This window comes from uncultured Sphingomonas sp., from assembly GCF_964244235.1.
Classification (GTDB): Bacteria; Pseudomonadota; Alphaproteobacteria; order Sphingomonadales; family Sphingomonadaceae; genus Sphingomonas.
In genome coordinates, this window is the sequence record NZ_CAXTII010000067.1 from 1 (window position 1) to 15,855 (window position 15,855).

Annotated in this window: 10 protein-coding genes and 1 pseudogene; 4 read left to right on the forward strand and 7 right to left on the reverse strand. The window is 65.8% G+C overall.

All coding sequences use genetic code 11. The features are described 5' to 3' along the window. A pseudogene (locus tag ACFE7D_RS11115) lies at positions 1 to 912 on the forward strand (hypothetical protein); the annotation flags it as partial. Here ACFE7D_RS11115 and ACFE7D_RS11120 read toward each other — a convergent pair. From ACFE7D_RS11120 to ACFE7D_RS11130, 3 genes are all read right to left on the reverse strand, one after another. Next, positions 913 to 1,857, reverse strand: a complete 945-nt coding sequence (locus tag ACFE7D_RS11120) for an acetamidase/formamidase family protein (RefSeq protein ID WP_375395484.1) — start codon at positions 1,855 to 1,857, stop codon at positions 913 to 915. It abuts the pseudogene before it with no gap. Between the two features lie 11 nt (positions 1,858 to 1,868). Then, positions 1,869 to 2,966 carry an alpha/beta fold hydrolase gene (locus ACFE7D_RS11125; RefSeq protein ID WP_375395492.1) on the reverse strand — a complete coding sequence of 366 codons (1,098 nt, stop codon included), beginning with the start codon at positions 2,964 to 2,966 and terminating at the stop codon, positions 1,869 to 1,871. Between the two features lie 356 nt (positions 2,967 to 3,322). Continuing rightward, complete coding sequence (locus tag ACFE7D_RS11130; protein WP_375395485.1) at positions 3,323 to 4,336, reverse strand: alpha/beta hydrolase family protein; 1,014 nt, start codon at positions 4,334 to 4,336, stop codon at positions 3,323 to 3,325. A gap of 327 nt (positions 4,337 to 4,663) precedes the next feature. On the opposite strand from ACFE7D_RS11130, the gene ACFE7D_RS11135 reads away from it, so the two are divergent. Further along, positions 4,664 to 6,520 carry a potassium transporter Kup gene (locus ACFE7D_RS11135; protein ID WP_375395486.1) on the forward strand — a complete coding sequence of 619 codons (1,857 nt, stop codon included), beginning with the start codon at positions 4,664 to 4,666 and terminating at the stop codon, positions 6,518 to 6,520. 176 nt (positions 6,521 to 6,696) lie between these two features. On the opposite strand, the gene ACFE7D_RS11140 is transcribed toward ACFE7D_RS11135, so the two are convergent. From ACFE7D_RS11140 to ACFE7D_RS11150, 3 genes are all read right to left on the reverse strand, one after another. Further along, positions 6,697 to 9,132, reverse strand: a complete 2,436-nt coding sequence (locus ACFE7D_RS11140; RefSeq protein ID WP_375395487.1) for an ABC transporter permease — start codon at positions 9,130 to 9,132, stop codon at positions 6,697 to 6,699. A 129-nt stretch (positions 9,133 to 9,261) separates the two neighbouring features. Further along, positions 9,262 to 9,942, reverse strand: coding sequence for an ABC transporter ATP-binding protein (locus ACFE7D_RS11145; protein ID WP_375395493.1), 681 nt, complete (start codon positions 9,940 to 9,942; stop codon positions 9,262 to 9,264). Between the two features lie 8 nt (positions 9,943 to 9,950). Next, positions 9,951 to 11,225 (reverse strand): efflux RND transporter periplasmic adaptor subunit, encoded by a 1,275-nt coding sequence (locus ACFE7D_RS11150; RefSeq protein ID WP_375395488.1) that lies wholly within the window; start codon positions 11,223 to 11,225, stop codon positions 9,951 to 9,953. Positions 11,226 to 11,353: 128 nt separating this feature from the next. Between ACFE7D_RS11150 and ACFE7D_RS11155 the strand changes: the two genes are divergently transcribed. Further along, complete coding sequence (locus tag ACFE7D_RS11155) at positions 11,354 to 12,577, forward strand: sigma-54-dependent transcriptional regulator (RefSeq protein ID WP_375395489.1); 1,224 nt, start codon at positions 11,354 to 11,356, stop codon at positions 12,575 to 12,577. Next, positions 12,567 to 13,766: a PAS domain-containing sensor histidine kinase gene (locus ACFE7D_RS11160; RefSeq protein ID WP_375395490.1), complete on the forward strand. Its 1,200-nt coding sequence runs from the start codon at positions 12,567 to 12,569 to the stop codon at positions 13,764 to 13,766. Before ACFE7D_RS11155 ends, ACFE7D_RS11160 begins: the two co-directional genes overlap by 11 nt. A gap of 297 nt (positions 13,767 to 14,063) precedes the next feature. Here ACFE7D_RS11160 and ACFE7D_RS11165 read toward each other — a convergent pair whose 3' ends face one another. Then, positions 14,064 to 15,350, reverse strand: a complete 1,287-nt coding sequence (locus tag ACFE7D_RS11165; RefSeq protein ID WP_375395491.1) for a class I SAM-dependent methyltransferase — start codon at positions 15,348 to 15,350, stop codon at positions 14,064 to 14,066. Positions 15,351 to 15,855 lie beyond the last annotated feature (505 nt).

Below are 15,855 nucleotides of genomic sequence, written 5' to 3' on the forward strand. Positions count from 1 at the left end.
ATCGAACTGGCGAGCCTGGTGCTGATCGCGACGCTGGGCTTTTCGCATCCGATGCAGGCACTCGGTGCGATCGCAACTCAGCCGACGGCGTTCGTAGGCGGCGTGCCGACGCATCTCGGCCTCGCCGGGCTCGGCCTCGCGGTCGCGGCGGCATCTTGGGCGACGAGCGGCGCGGGGCAGGCGATCTATTTCAGCGAGGAGATGCACGCGCCCGCCAGCGTCGGGCGGCTCGTGATCGCGATCGTGGTAATGACGGTGCTGTTCGAGCTCATCCCCGTGCTTGGCATCGTGATCGGCACCACGCATCTGCCGACCGTGTTCGCCAGCGACGCGCCGTTCACCGCCTTCCTGGCCGAGCGCGCGTCGCCGCTGGTGGCGATGCTCGTCACGCTGGGCATCATCGCCGCGCTGTTCAACGCCGTCGTCTCGGGCATTACCTGCTATGCCCGCTACGCTTACAGTTCGGGCCGCGACCGGATCTGGAACGACGGCATCAACCGCGGGCTCGTGCGGCTGCACCCCCGTTTCGGCTCGCCCTGGGTCGCGACGCTGGTGGTCGGCGCCTCGGCGGTCGCGAGCTGTTTCCTCGGCCTGTCGCAACTCATCGTCCTCGCGGCGGGCGGGCTGCGGCACCGCGCAATGGGTGTTGCTCAACCTTGCCGGCATCGTCGGGCGCCGGCGCGGGCTGACCGGTCGCCCCGGCACCTATCGCGCGCCGCTCTACCCGGTCACCCATGTGGTCAGCCTCGCGGGCGCCGCCGCGCTGCCACTGCTCGCGTGGAACGACGTCGCGAGCGGCCGCCCCGGTGTGATCGCGGTGGGAGCGGTGATCGTGCTGTCGCTGCTGTATCATGCGCTCGTGCTCGATCGCCGGGGCGAGCGCTGGGTGTGGCCGCCGACGCCGCCGAATGATCAGCGGAACACGATGCGCGGGAAATAGAACGACACTGCCCAGTTGGGCAGGTCAACGATCTCGCTGATCCTGAGGTCGCCGCACACCGAGCATAGCATGTACGCGTCGACCGCCGCCATGCCTTGATCGCGCACGAGCAGGTCGATCATCCGGCTCACCGCCTCGCGCGCCGCGATCATCAGGTCGGGGCCGATGCCGGTCGTCGCCTCATAGCCATCCGAGTCGAGATGCCGTGTCACCGGGCCGGGCGTGGTGAACCGCGGCGGGGGCAGGTTGGCGCGCTTGACCAGGTCGAGCGTGACGGTGAGCGCCATTGGGCTCTCGATCGCCGTCCCGCACACCTCGCCGTCGTCTTGCGCGGCATGCGTGTCGCCGATCGAGAACAGCCCGCCCGCTACCTCGACCGGCAGGTACAGCATCGTGCCCGTGCTCAGGTCGCGGACATCGAGATTGCCGCCGGTTCGCCGGGGCGGGACGATCGAGTGCAGCCCCGGCTCGGCGAGCGCGAGGCCGATCGTGCCCGCGAAGGGCTTGAGAGGCACGCGCGCACTGCTGGAGAACGCCGCCGGTGCCATCGCCGCGCGATCATAGGACCAGATCTTCAGCACCGGCTCGGCGAACTGGTCGGCGAGCAGGCCGAAGCCCGGGATGTTGGCGGTCCAGCCGAAACCCGATGGCGTGAACTCGCCCATCGTCACCTTGATCGCGTCTCCGGGCTGCGCTCCGTCGATCCGGATCGGCCCGACGACGGGGTTGATGCGCCCGAAATCGAGCGCGGCGACGTCCGCCACCGTGCTGTCGGGCGTCAACTGGCCATCCGAGGAGTCCGAACAATCGACGCTCAAGGTCTCGCTTGGCGCCACCGTCAGGATCGGCGGGATCGCATTGTCCCAGCCGAAATGATGCTGGTGCCGGTGGATGGTATGGCTGGCGGGGCTCGGCATGTCGGCTCCGATCACTGCGTTCGCTGAAGCAGATCGGCGAGGTCCTGTTTCCAGAAGCGAGCCGCGGTATGGGTGCCGTGGCCGCGCGTCTCGGCGCTCTCGGGGATCAGCCGCAACCGCGCGTCCCTCATCCGTGCGACTGCCTGCCGCGGGTAATCGAGATTGCGCGGGTTGATAAAGTCGTCGGCCGAGTTGGCCCATGTCGTGGGCGCGGTGATCGCCTCCAGCCGCGACCAGGGCGCGTAGGTGCGCGACGCGTCGAGCTGGTAGATGAGATCGTTGGCGTCGGTCGATGCGATCGACGCCGCGACCCGTTCGCGCGCGAACGCCTCGGCCGTGGCGCGCGTGGGATAGTGCGCCTGGAAATAGAGTGGTGCCGCGCCCGCCACGAACAACAGGCTGGCGGCGGTGCGCAGGCCCTGCGCGGGCGGGGTGCGATACCCGCCGCCCGCCCAGGCGGGATCGGCCTCGATCCCGTCGATCGCCAGTTGCCGCCACATGCGGTTGAGCCCGGCGATCTCGACCGGCTCACAGGCGAGCGGCATCAGCGCGCGGGCGAAGCCGGGATGCGTCTCGCCCCACACCAGGCTGTGCATGCACCCCATCGACGTGCCCATGATCAGCCGCATGCGCCGGATACCGAGGCGATCGTGCAGCAACCGGTACTGCGCCTCGACCATGTCGTCATAGTCGTAGTACGGGAACCGCATGTGCAGGCCGTCGGACGGCTTGGACGATTTGCCGTGCCCGATGCCGTCGGGGAGGATGATCCAGTAGCGCGTGATGTCGAGCGGCTGACCGGGGCCATAGAGTTCGTCGGCAAATTGCGGGCTGAGGAACTGTCGACCGGTGCCGCCGGTGCCGTGCAGCACCATGATCGCGTTGTCGATCTGCCCCTGCGCATCGCGATGCGGTTGCCCAAGCATCGTGTAGTTGATCCGCAACTCGGGAAGCTTCTCGCCCGAGCGGAAGCGGAAATCGTGGATGGTGAACTGCGCGTCGCGTGCCGGCCATTTCGCAGCGGTCGGTGCCGGCGCAGTCGCCGCGGTCAAGGGTGGCGTCGGGGCGGCGGTGGCCTGGGCGAGTAGCAGAAGCAGGGGTGACAGCATTCCCGCATCGTCGCGCGCGATCGAGAACAGTGCAAGCGGCATCGCTGCGAGCGCATGATGCTCTTCGTTCCAGCCACCGGCCACTGGGCTAAAGTGGCCGCCGACCCTTCATGCTGTAATCACCCAAACAGGTACCGACATGACGGGCGAGCCAAGCGAGAGCCCGACCACGAATCTCGAACGATCCACAGCAACCATCCGGGGCTTGGTCGCAGCATGATAACCAGATCCGATCATGGCGAGAAAATTGACGTCGGTGATCAACTTTTGACGGCATTTCGCCAAGCGGTCGTTCCATTGTTAAAGACACGATGCCGAAACTGGTTCCTAATACCGCTCGGGTCGGCCGGGCCGGTTCAATTTCCCGCTGGCACCTTCGGTGCGCCCGGCAACGTGGCAAGCCACTCGATGACGATGGTTTCCAAAGCGATCCGCATATCGGAATAGCTGTGATCGGTCGCCAGATGCGCCTGCCGCGGTGATCCGCCCGATGCCCTCACGGCCGCGGCGAAGCCTTCGTCGACCGGTTGGAGGCCATCGTCGGAGCTGACCACCAGAACCGGTTTCATCGCCGCCCCGGCGGCGTAGGTGTTCAGCGTGAACGGCTTGGGATCGGCCTTTACCTCATCGTAGAGCGCCTCCGGAGATGTTCCGGCAAGGGTGTGCATGGTGCCCGCCCCATATTCGTCGCCCAACGCCTTGATCGTCTCTGCTCGAGGCCCCGTGAACAGGTTCATGCCTGCCGCCGAGATCAGCCCCGCGCCGATGATCGCTCGGTCGTGTCCGGCCTCATAGGCGGTGGCCATGCCGCCCATGCTGTGGCCGATGACCACGATATGGCCGGGATCGACGCCGGCCGCCCGTCCGGCCGAGCCGCGAAGCCAAGCCAGCGCGGCGTCGGCATCCTCAAGAACGTGATGAAAGCTGAAGCTGCCTGGCGTACCCCAGGAGCCGCGATAGTGAAGCGTCAGGACGTTCCATCCCGCCCGCCGCATCGCCTGGGCAAGATCCAGGTTCTGCTCGTTGCCGGGAAAGCCGTGCAGCAGCAGCACCGTCGGATGCGGAGCCGCGCCGGCGGCGACGTAGAGGACTGCGTTCAGCGCCGTTCCGCCGCTTGTGATGGGCACTGCCTTCATCGCCGCCCGGTGAGCGGGATCGCTCAGAACCTCCTGCGTCACAGCGGCAGGCGCAGCGCTCTGGAGGACGGCAAGGGCGGTGAGAAACAAGCTGATCATGCGTCGACATCCGGAAAAGCGCCACTCCCTTATACACCCCGGACGGCGCCAGTCACTCGGCCTCCTCGCCAAACAACGTGGGAGCTGAAAGAGTATCCGCTTCCGGGTAGCGTCGATCAGAACGTAAGTGACCAAATGGGGTCGCTGTGAACCGGAAATACCAGTTGAAGGCGATCACCACGGGACGGGGGGAATTGAGGAGCAAGATCGACCCCGAGGAGAGCCGCGACCAAAGATGGTACTGCGAAGCGATTAGCAGGAGGACGGCCGCTCCGCTTTTGGCGAGGATCGCAGATGCAGCGGCAAGACGCACCGGCCGATCACCAGCATCCTGAGCAAGCTGAAGACGAGGAGGAAGACCGGTTTCTCCAGGGCCGTTTGCTTGTCGTTTCCGCAATGGACGACGATCCAAGGCGGTGTGTAGTTGTCGAACTTCTTCCACCATTATATCGGGTAACGCAAATGAGCCTGCCAGATCCCAAGGACGTATCCGGCACCTGGCGGCTGGCGCTGGGCGCGACGGGCATCGTCTTCGGCGACATCGGCACCAGCCCACTCTACGCCTTTCAGGACAGCTTCGTCGGTCCGCACAGGCTGTCGATCAATCCCTTCCACGTGCTCGGCGTGTTGTCGTTGCTGATCTGGACGCTGATCCTGGTGGTCACGGTCAAATATGTCTTCGTGACGATGCGCGCCGACAATCGCGGCGAGGGGGGCAGCTTTGCGCTGCTTGCCTTCGTGCAGCGGGTCGCTGCCGGATCGCCGGCACTGCGCTGGATCGGTCTCGCCGCGCTCGCCGCGACCGCCTTGCTGTATGGCGATGCCGTGATCACGCCCGCTATCTCGATCCTGTCGGCGGTCGAGGGCCTCAATCTGGTCCATCCCCGCTTTGCCGATCTGATCCTGCCGCTGACACTGGGGCTGGTCGTCCTGCTGTTCGCGGGCCAACGCTTCGGCACCGACCGGATCGGCGGGATGTTCGGACCCGTCATGCTGGTGTGGTTCCTGGTGATCGGCGTACTCGGCGGCGCTCAGATCGTCGCACATCCGATCGTGCTCGCCGCCTTCAGCCCGACCTATGCGGCGGCCTTCTTTTTCGACGATCCGGGGCGGGCGTTCCTCACCCTTGGCACGGTCGTGCTGGCGGTGACCGGAGCGGAAGCGCTTTATGCCGACATGGGCCATTTCGGCCGCCGCGCGATCAGCCGGGCATGGCTGTGGCTGGCGCTGCCGGCGCTGTTGCTCTGCTATGCCGGGCAGTCGGCGCTGGTGCTCGGCGACCCGAAAACAATCGAGTCTCCCTTCTACCTGATGACGCCAAAGCCGCTGCTCGTGCCGATGCTGTTCCTCGCCGCCGCGGCGACGGTGATCGCGAGCCAGTCGATCATCTCGGGCGCCTTCTCGGTCACCCAGCAGGCGGTGCAGCTCGGGTACCTTCCACGCCTGTCGATCCGCCACACGTCGGAAAAGGAACGCGGTCAGGTGTTCGCGCAGAGCATCAACACGATGCTGTTCGTCGCGGTGGTCGCAATCGTGCTTACCTTCCGGTCGTCCGCCGCGCTGGCGGCGGCGTTCGGGCTCGCTGTGACCGCGACGATGGTCCTGACGACGCTGATGATCGGCTTCGTCATCTTTCGCGTGTGGAAGTGGAACCCGGTCTGGGCGGCCCCGCTGTACGCGTTGCTGCTGACGCTCGACCTCGCCCTGTTCGCCGCCTCGGCAACCAAGCTCCTCGCGGGCGGCTGGCTGCCGGTCGTCATCGCCGCCGTCCTCATGGCGATCTTCTCGACCTGGTATCGCGGTCGGCGGCTGGTTGTCGACAAGCTCGCGACGGACGCGATGCCGATCGAGACGTTCCTAAAGGCCACCGCCAAGGTTCACCGGGTCCCATCGACAGCGATCTATCTGACGACGCTGAGGGACGGCACGCCACCGGCGCTGCTCCACAATCTCAAGGCCAATCAGGTGCGTCACGAGCGCATTCTGCTGGTCACGGTCGAGACCGCTTTCGAACCCTATGTCCGCGACGATCGGGTGACCGAGACCGATCTGGGCGAAGGTGTCTCGCGCGTCCTGATCCGCCACGGCTTCTTCGAAAGCCCCGACATTCCCGCCGCGCTCGCGTCGATCGACGCGAGCGACCATCGCGCGACCTATTTCCTCAGCCGTCAGACGCTGGTCCCGACGCGCAATCCAGGCATGGCGCGCTGGCGCGAGCGGCTGTTTTCCGCGATGGTACGCAACGCCGAACAGCCGATGACCTTCTTTTGCCTGCCGATCAATCGTGTCGTCGAACTGGGAAGCCAAGTCGAGATTTAATCTGACTTTGACGTGCAGCAGCCAACAACCGACGTTCGCGTCATCGACGATCGGAGTCGGCCAGTCCGGTCGATCTGTACGAAGATCGGGAGGATATGCCAGCCCGAAACGACAAGCCGCGGCAAGCGGCGAGACGCATACCCGCCGCTGGTCTTCGCTGATGCGCAACCGCCGCCCTATTCGTAACGCAGCGCGCGGGCCGGTTCCCGGCGTGCAATGCGCCATGATTGCCCGAACACGGTCGCCGCCGCGATCGCCGCCGCGCCGAGTCCTGCAGCCAGGAAATATAGCACTGACAGATTGATCCGGTCGTCGAACCCTGCGAGCCACCGCCGCATCAACACATAGGCAACCGGCCACGCGATCAGGTTCGCGGCAACCACCGGTCGCATGAACTTGCCGAGTAACAGGCGCAGCACGTCGCCGGTGGATGCGCCCAGCGTCTTGCGGATGCCGATTTCCTTCACCCGCCGCGCGGTATCGAACGCGGCGAGCCCGTAGAGCCCGATGCACCCGATCACTACCGCCAGCACCGCGCCGATCGTAAACAGCCGCGAGCGGTCCGCGTCCGCCTTGTACCATCGGCGATAGAGATTGTCCTGCGCGCTGCGCGCCCGAAACGGCACCTGCGGCACGACACGCTTCCACGTCGCCTCAAGCCGATCGATCGTCGCGCGCGCATCGCCGGTATGACGGACCAGCGCAAACGCTTCCTCGAACGGTTTGGTCGTGAACACATAGGCAGTCGGATAGACGCGGTCGTGCGGCGAGGTGAAACGCTGGTCGGCGAAGACGCCGATGACATGCATGCCGCCCGCGCTACCATAGCCGTTGAACCCTGCGAGCGGCTGGTCGATCGCCTCTGCTGCGTTGGCGAAGCCGATCGTGTGGACCGCGGTCTCGTTCAGGACGACGTTCACCTGCAGATGCGCGCGCGCCTCTTTGGGAATGGCGCGCAGATCGTCCGCGGGATGCGCCGCGTCGAACAACCGCCCCGCGACCAGCTGCGTGCCCACCGTATCGAAATAGCCCGGGCCGATATCGACCCGGCTGACCAACGGCGCGCGCGACGGGGTCGAGGGGCGATTGATCGTATCGGCATTGGTCGAATATTGATCCCCCGGCGCGTTCAGCCCCGACCCGACCGACACCACCCCCGGCGTCCGCGCGAAGGCGGCCAGGATGCCGGCCTTTTGTGCGGCGTCGAGCCCGTCGTCGGTGAAGGATTGAACCACGATCAGCCCTTCGCGGCGGAACCCGATATCCGCATTGGCGACATGCGCGGTCTGCGCCAGCATGACGCCGGTCGAGATGGTGAATGCGACGGCCACCGCGAACTGGAATACGACCAGCCCGCCACGCAGCCGCACCCCCGCGCGTCCGCCGCCGGGTGCCCGTGCCGAGGCAAGGACCGCCGCAGGGCGAAAGCTCGACAGCAGGAACGCGGGGTACAGCCCGGCGAGCGTTCCCACGATCAGCGCCAGCGCTACGATCGGCAGCAATACGCCGTCGAGCCCCCAATAGCGGATCGCCAGATGCGTTCCCCCTGCCGCGTTAACGAAGGGCAGGGCGAGTTCCGCCAGCGCGAGCCCGACCAAGGCCGCCAGTCCGACCGTGGCGATCGCTTCGCCCAAAAACTGCCCGACCAGCGCGCGGCGCGTCCCTCCCAGCACCTTGCGTACCGCTACTTCCCGTGCGCGCAGCCCGGCACGTGCGGTCGCCAGGTTCACGTAATTCACGACCGCGATCAGCAGCGCGAGCAGACCGACGACGGACAATGTCGTCACCAGCGCGCGGTCGGCGGGGTCGGTCAGGTGATAGTCACCGAGCGGCGTCAGGAACTGATAATAGTTCCCCTTGGTGACATTACCGCCCGGATAGGCGTGACGCGCGAGAAAACCCGGAAGCTGCTGGGTAGAGAAGGCCTGCGCCGCCGCTGTGTCGGGGAAGCGCAGAAACGTAAACAGCGTCGTGCTACCCCAATGATCGAAAAAGTCCTGCGCATGGCGCGCGCGGACCAGCGGCACGAACATCTCGTCGGCGAAACTGGTATTGGCGGGCAGGTCGCGAAGCACCGCACCGACGCGGTAGGCATAGGGCTTGCCGAAGATCTTGAGCGTCAGCGTCCGGCCGATCGGCGACTGCGCGCCGAAGAATTTCGTCGCTGTCTTCTCGGTGATGACCAGACCGTCGGGGTCCGCCAGCGTCCGCACCGGATCGCCCACGACCGCGGGATAGGGGAAGAAGGCGAAGAAATTCGGATCGACGATCGACACGTCCTCCCCGGTCACCTGATCGCCCTGCAGGACGGTCGCATTGTTGTTCCAGAACCGCGTGCCCTGCAATTGCGGGAAATCGCCGCGCAACTGGTCCAGCTCGCCGCCCATCGTGTGCTGGTTCGGATCACTGGGATCGCCGACACGCGTATATTGCTCGCTGACGATCCAGGTCCGGTTCTCGCCCGGCAGTGCTCGGTCGTACCCGGTCTCGAACCGGACATAGAGCGCAAGCACCAAGAACGCTGCAATCCCGAGCGCCAGACCGCCGATGTTGAGCGCCGCGAAGAGCCGGTGGCGGCCGAAGGAGCGGAAGAGACTGGTCAACGCGGACATGGCAGTGACTCCAAATCATCGTGTAAGAAATGGATAAGCAACGTCATGCCTCGGTCCGCGTCCGCGCGAGCAGGCGCGCGAGGAGCATCACCAGCATCACCAGCGCGATCGTCGTCAGCAGGCGGCGCATCACATCGCCCGCCGCGCGGAGGACAGGATGCGGCCATCGAGCATATTCACCGTCCGCTTGGCGACATCGGCATGCGACGGGCTGTGCGTCACCATTACGATCGTCGCGCCTTCGGCGTTCAATTCGGACAGGATGTCCATCACTTGCGCGCCGTTTTCGGTGTCCAGATTGCCGGTCGGCTCGTCCGCCAGGATCAGCCGCGGTTCGCCCACGATCGCCCGCGCAATCGCTGCGCGCTGTTGTTGCCCACCCGACAGCTGATGCGGGAAGTGGTTGCGGCGGTGGGCGATCGCGACGCGGTCCATCGCCGCTGCCACCCGGTCGCGCTTCTCGCGCGCAGGCATTGCGCGGTAGGTCAGGCCCAGCGCGACATTCTCGGCGACAGTCAGCTCGTCGATCAGGTTGAAGCTCTGGAACACGAAACCCAGCCGGTCGCGGCGCAGCCGCGCCAGCGCGGATTCGGGTGCGGTGGCGATGTCGCTGCCCTCGAACAGATAGCGTCCGTCTGTGGGCCGGTCGATCGTACCGAGGATGTTCAGCAGCGTCGACTTGCCGCACCCCGACGGCCCCATGATGGCGACGAATTCCCCCGCCTCCACGGTCAGGTCGATCGTATCGAGTGCGGTCGTCTCGATCTCGTCGGAGGCGTAGCGGCGGCTGATCTGGTCGAGCGTGATCATTGGCGTCCTCATTGGATGATAAGGGAGCGATAGGCAGCGTAGGCGGCGATCGGGCTGGTCACGATCCGCTCGCCAGGCGACAGGCCACTGATGACCTCGACCTGGTCGGGATTGCGGCGGCCGGTCGCAACCGCGCGGCGGACGGCGTGGCCGTCGCGGTCGATCATGAACGCGGTGGTGCCGCCGCCGTCGAGCCAGCCGCCCGCAGGCGCGACGACCGCGGGGCGGTCCGCACCCAATACCAGCTTCACGTCGATCGTCTGCCCACGGTTGAGTCCGGCGGGCGGCGTGCCGGCAAAGCCGAATTCCACGCGGAAGCGGCCGTCGGTGACTTGCGGCAGGACCTTGAGCAGGGTCAGCGTAAAGATCCGCCCGTCGAGATCCGCGCTGGCTGATAATCCGGCATGGACGCGACCGAGATAATATTGATCGACATCGGCGGCGAGCTTCCACCGCCCCTCGCTATCGACCTGACCGACCGGGTCGCCGGCCTTCAGCGTCTGTCCGGGCTGGAGCTGAAACGCGGTCAACCGCCCCGCGGCGGGAGCGCGGACGATCAGCGCGGACAGGCCGCCGCGCACCATCGCCAAACTGTCGCGCAGTTCGTGCGCGGTAATGCCGACGCCGCTGTCCTGATCGCTCAGCGTCCGGTTCGACGTGGCACGGCCTGCGTCCAATGCCGACACGCGCTGCTGCTGATACGCCACCTCGTCGCGCAGCGGATCGATCGCGGCACGGGTCACGATGCCCTTGTCAAACAGCGTCTGCTTCTGGCGAAGCAGGGTCTGCGCCTTGGACAATGCGTTGCGCGCATCGGCGACCTCGCGTTCGCTTTCCAGCCTGGTGCGCTGGATCGTCACGCGCTGCCCGCTGATCCCGCTCAATTGCCCGGCGATGTCGGCCGAACGCGTCGCGACCTCCAGTTCCAATTGCGGATTGGTCAGCCGGGCGAGCGGGGCGCCCGCGGGCACGCTCTGCCCGTCGCTCGCGATCAGTTCGGCGACCTGGCCGCCCGATACCGCAGTGACGTAGACCGTGGTCAGTGGCGCGATCTCCGCACGCAGCGGCACGAAATCGCGGAACGGCGCGCGCTGCACCGCACCGATGCGAACGGTGGCCGCCTCGACGGCGAGCGAATTGGCACCGGGCAGCAGCCCCCACAGGCCTATAATCGCTGCCAGCAGCACCGTGATGATTCCGCCGCGAATTACCCATCTGCGCCGGGCGGCCCGTGGCCGCTCGACCCGTCGATCCATCCCCGCGCCGCTGATCGTCCGTTCCATGGCGGTCAGTGTACCGGTTGTCAGACCGATCGGCCTAAAGCGTTGATCCGGCTTCGCAAATGGCCTGCGCTGGCCAATCCCCTGTTCGCTGGCGTATACAGTGTACGATTCCGGACACCCGAGGCCGCATGTCAACCGATTCGCCCCACATCCTCGTCATCGACGACGATCCGGACATCGTTCGCGCCGCGCAGATGCTGTTGCGGCGGCACGGCATGGCCGTCACCGGTGCCGCCCACCCGGACGTCGCGTGGACGCTGATGGCACAGCGGCCGGTCGATGTCGTGCTGCTCGATCTGAACTTCGCGCGCGGGCGGGTGTCGGGGGATGAGGGATTCGCGATGCTCGATCGGCTGATCGCGGGCGACCCCGATACGGTCGTGATCGTCGTAACCGGGCATAGCGGCATTGCGGTCGCGGTGCGCGCGATGAAGGCGGGCGCGGCAGATTTCGTCATCAAGCCTTGGAGCAACGAACGGCTGCTCGCCACTGTTGAACGCGGTATCGCGCTTCGCCGTGCGCGCCGCGACGTGGCGACCGCGCCGCCGATCGCCACGGACGACCAGTTGCTCGGCGAAGCGCCCGCGATCATCCGGACGCGGGCGCTGGTCGCCCGGATAGCGGCGTCGGATGCAGGCGTGTTGCTGCGCGGGGCGGCAGGAACGGGCAAGAGCCTCGTTGCGCGGCTAATCCATGCGGGGGCGAACAGGGCCGGGGGCCTGACGATCGTCGAGGGCACCGGCGCGGCGATTGCCGATCTCGGCGCTCACGGCACGCTGGTCTTGGAGGATGTCGATACGGTCCCGCGCGCTGCGCAACGCGACGTCGCGCGGCGGCTGGAGGGGCTGCGCATCGTCGCAACCAGTCGCCTGCCCCGCGCGGCGCTTCGCGACGTGCTGTCGGATGATCTGCTCTACGGGCTTAACACGATCGAGATCGATCTGCCCCCGCTCGCCGATCGCGAAGGCGATACCGGGCGGCTGGCGCGACATTTCCTCGCCCTGTTCGCCGCGCGGCACGGCCAAGCACCCAAGCCGCTGGCGGAGGAGGCCGCCCGCGCGCTGGCGGCGGATGCGTGGCCCGACAATGTTCGGGGACTGCGTCAGGCGTGCGAACGCGCGGTGCTGCTGAGCGCGGGCGAGCGATACGAGATCGCGGATTTCGCGCTGTCGATCGAGCCCGAGACCGCGGTTCCGCGCGCGGCCGCCGCCGATCTCAACCTCGGGCGCAGCGAACGGACGCTGGTTGCCGCCGCCCTTCAGCGTCACGCCTTCAACGTTAGCCGCGCCGCCGCCGAGCTAGGGCTGACCCGCGCCGCGCTGTATCGCCGGATGGAAAAATATGGGCTTTGACGCCTGGCCCGTCCTGCGCCGTGCGGCATTGCCGTTCCTAGCCGGCGCGGTCGCCACCACCGCGTTGACGCACCAGCTCTATGCGACCGCGACGCTCAGCGTGCTGATCGCGATCTGGGCGGCAATCTCTATCCAGCAGGCGATCGCACGCCGCATGCCGCCCGTGGCGCCCACCCTGGCGACGGCACCGAGCACCGACAATAGCGAACGCCGCCGCCTCGCGCTCTATCTCGACCTGTCGCCCGCCCCCGTCGTCGCGCTCGACGCCCGCGACCGGTTACGCGCGGTCAACCGCGCTGCGCGGCACCTGCTGGACGCGGACGATATGGTCGCCGCGCCGCCTACAAATCTGGTGGCGGCGATCGCCGCGACGCCGCCGGGCCGCTCCGCCAATCTACGCATCGCGACCGATCGCGGCGTGCACACGTTCGCGTTGCTCACCACCGATCTGGATGCTGCGCATCGCCGCGTCCGCGTCGCCGCGCTTGTCGATATCGATGCCGACCTGAAAGCCGCCGAAGCGGGGACGCTACGCGATCTTGTGCGGGTGCTGAGCCACGAGATCACCAACACGCTGACTCCGATTGCGTCGCTGTCCGCCACGGCAGCTGCGATGCTGGCCGAACCCGACGCTGATCTGGCGATGGTGCGCGGTGCGATCGAGACGGTGGCGCGCCGGGCCGAAGGGCTGCAACGGTTCGGTGAGGCTTATCGCGATCTTGCTCGCTTGCCGCCGCCATCGGTCGCGCACGTCGATATCGCCGCTCTCATCACCGATCTCGCGCGAATGTTCACGACGCGTTGGCCGGGCGTAAGGCTTCGTCTTGCGCCTATCGATATGCCGCAGATCGCGGAAGCCGACGCCGATCAACTGGCGCAGGCGGTCTGGGCCGTGATGTGCAACGCCGTCGAAGCCGCGGGATCGGTCACGATCACCGTCGAGACGCGGGCGGCCGACATTGCGATCATCGTCGCGGATACCGGCCCGGGCATCGTGACAGGCAACGAGGATGCGATATTCCAGCCGTTCTTCACCACCAAATCCAGCGGCAGCGGGATTGGCCTGGCACTCGCGCGGCAAGTGTTTCGCGGGCATGGCGGCGATCTGGTGCTCGCCGCTTCGCGGTCCGGTGAGACGAGGTTTGAGGGACATGTCCGATCATGGAATGCGCTGCGCGCTACAGCATAACGTTAGGGTCCAAACCCAATCAGGCCAATGGTCGTGATCGCCCGAGAGAGGTACTGGCAAGGAGCGTAGCGCGGTCGCGTGGCAGCGCCACGCGCAAGCAAGCGACGCCGCCAGTGCCTCTCTCCGGGCGACCGCTAACGGGTCCCATCTCAGCAGACTGCACGACGCAGTGCTAAGGTCGCGATCCGGCACGATACCGCCCACGACTATGAGTCGCCGGTCTGGCATCCGCAACGTACGACTGTTCGACCCGCCGTGTCGGGTGGCAGCCGCCCTGTGAGCGGAGGATCACGCGCCCTATCCCCGTCCTGTTCGAAAACCAGCTAAACCGGTGCTGCGTTTTCGAGCGACCGTCTGAAAATCATACATCGCGCCCCGCCAGAAGCCCATCGCCGACATCCCAAGATATAGGAGCCAAAGTCGGACGCGTTCCGGTCCGACCAGGGATATTGCCAAGCTTTGTCGAGCAATTAGTGACTCGCTCCAATGTCTCAGGCTTAGATAGTAATGCTCCCGCATGCTCTCGACATCGCGAACCTCGAAACCGTTGCGTTCGAGGTTGGTGATAGTCAGCCCCAGGTAATCCAGCTCCCCGCCGGGGAAGATATAGCGGTTAATAACCCGCATATACGGGGTCAACTTGCGGAAGTTCTTCAGTTCCTTAGGAGCGCGCTTCGTGATCGCGTCATGCAGATAAAGCCCGCCCTCGCGCATGAGATGATGCAGGTGGCCGAAATAGCTATCGTGATTATCGACTCCGACATGCTCGAACATGCCCACCTGAACGACCTTGCTGTAGGCGGCGGCCGACATGATCGATCTGAAATCTCGCAGCTCCAACGTGATTTTGCCGGTCAGGCCCAACCGATGAACCTTGGCCTGAGCGTAGTCGAGTTGCTCCTTCGAAAGCGTCACGCCATGTACGCGCGCTCCGAAGTGAAGCGCCGCATGACATGCAAGGCCGCCCCAACCGCAGCCGATATCCAGCAAATGGTCGTTCGGGCTCAGCTCCAACTTCCGGCAGATGCGGTCGAGCTTTGCGATTTGGGCATCCGCCAGATTTGTCGTCTCGTTCGCGAAGTATCCGGGGGAATATTGCATTTCCGGGTCGAGAAACAGCTCATAAAACCCGTTCGATACGTCGTAATGAAACTCGACCATGGCGCCGTCATCTCGACCATGCCCGAATTTGTCGCGCACCCTTCGGGAAAAGGATAATCGATGTTCGGTTCGATCGCGGAGGAAGAGAAAGGGCCAGCCGGCGGCGATCAACGTACGCGGTCGGAGTGTGCGCCGCAGCGCCAGCGCATTCAAGTGGTTCCATCGGCCTAGCGCATCTAGCAGGCTGCCGCCGACAATCTGAATGCCGCCGGCAATGTGCTCCTCGACCAAAGTCATCAGCCGGGGAGAGCGTAGCAGGCGCGCAATCACATGAGGCGATGCGATCAGGAAGCGGATATCGGAACGGGCGCCGGGGCCAAGCGGAAGCACCTCTCCGTTCCACAGCTCCACGCTGAGGTCGGCCTGGAGCCGCTCCGCCACATGTGCGATAATGTCACGCGCACCTTCGAGATATCTGGCCAACGAATACACCTCCGGCCGGCAGCGTCGCAGCTTTGCTGCTCGGCCGCAATCAATTCACCGCACCGCAACCACTGCGTCTCATTTCCTCCAGTTTGAGCGTCGACTGAAAGTGATGTCTCCAACACGGCGTCCGAGCGGATCGCGGTTTAGTGCACGCAGATAGCACGAGATGAAACCAGGGTCCGCCGCGCGGATAGCCTCCTGAGAGTACCAGAGGTCTGCTTCCGGGTCGTCGCGGCTCGGGACCCCTGGAAGTGGGCATTCAAGGTCGGTAATCGACGTGTTGAGCGAACGCCCAAATCGGACATTCGTCTTGCGATTGTTTTTGCGGGAGACAGGCCATTAAGATTATATTTGCCGGACTGCTGTTTCAGCTGCGGCCTTCATCGGCCGGAGGCGTTTTTCATCGTCAGCGGGGACACGTCTGGAGACGCCCGAGAGGCTTCGGCTCGGGTCGTGTCCCACGACGTGGTGTAGCTCGCGGTTGGGCATCGGCGATCTTCGG

Excerpts from the sequence above, each read along its gene's own strand:
- ACFE7D_RS11120 (WP_375395484.1), bottom strand. The coding sequence starts at position 1,857 with ATGCCGAGCCCCGCCAGCCATACCATCCACCGGCACCAGCATCATTTC.
- ACFE7D_RS11125 (WP_375395492.1), bottom strand. The coding sequence starts at position 2,966 with ATGCTGTCACCCCTGCTTCTGCTACTCGCCCAGGCCACCGCCGCCCCG.
- ACFE7D_RS11135 (WP_375395486.1), top strand. The coding sequence starts at position 4,664 with ATGAGCCTGCCAGATCCCAAGGACGTATCCGGCACCTGGCGGCTGGCG.
- ACFE7D_RS11140 (WP_375395487.1), bottom strand. The coding sequence starts at position 9,132 with ATGTCCGCGTTGACCAGTCTCTTCCGCTCCTTCGGCCGCCACCGGCTC.
- ACFE7D_RS11145 (WP_375395493.1), bottom strand. The coding sequence starts at position 9,942 with ATGATCACGCTCGACCAGATCAGCCGCCGCTACGCCTCCGACGAGATC.
- ACFE7D_RS11150 (WP_375395488.1), bottom strand. The coding sequence starts at position 11,225 with ATGGAACGGACGATCAGCGGCGCGGGGATGGATCGACGGGTCGAGCGG.
- ACFE7D_RS11155 (WP_375395489.1), top strand. The coding sequence starts at position 11,354 with ATGTCAACCGATTCGCCCCACATCCTCGTCATCGACGACGATCCGGAC.
- ACFE7D_RS11160 (WP_375395490.1), top strand. The coding sequence starts at position 12,567 with ATGGGCTTTGACGCCTGGCCCGTCCTGCGCCGTGCGGCATTGCCGTTC.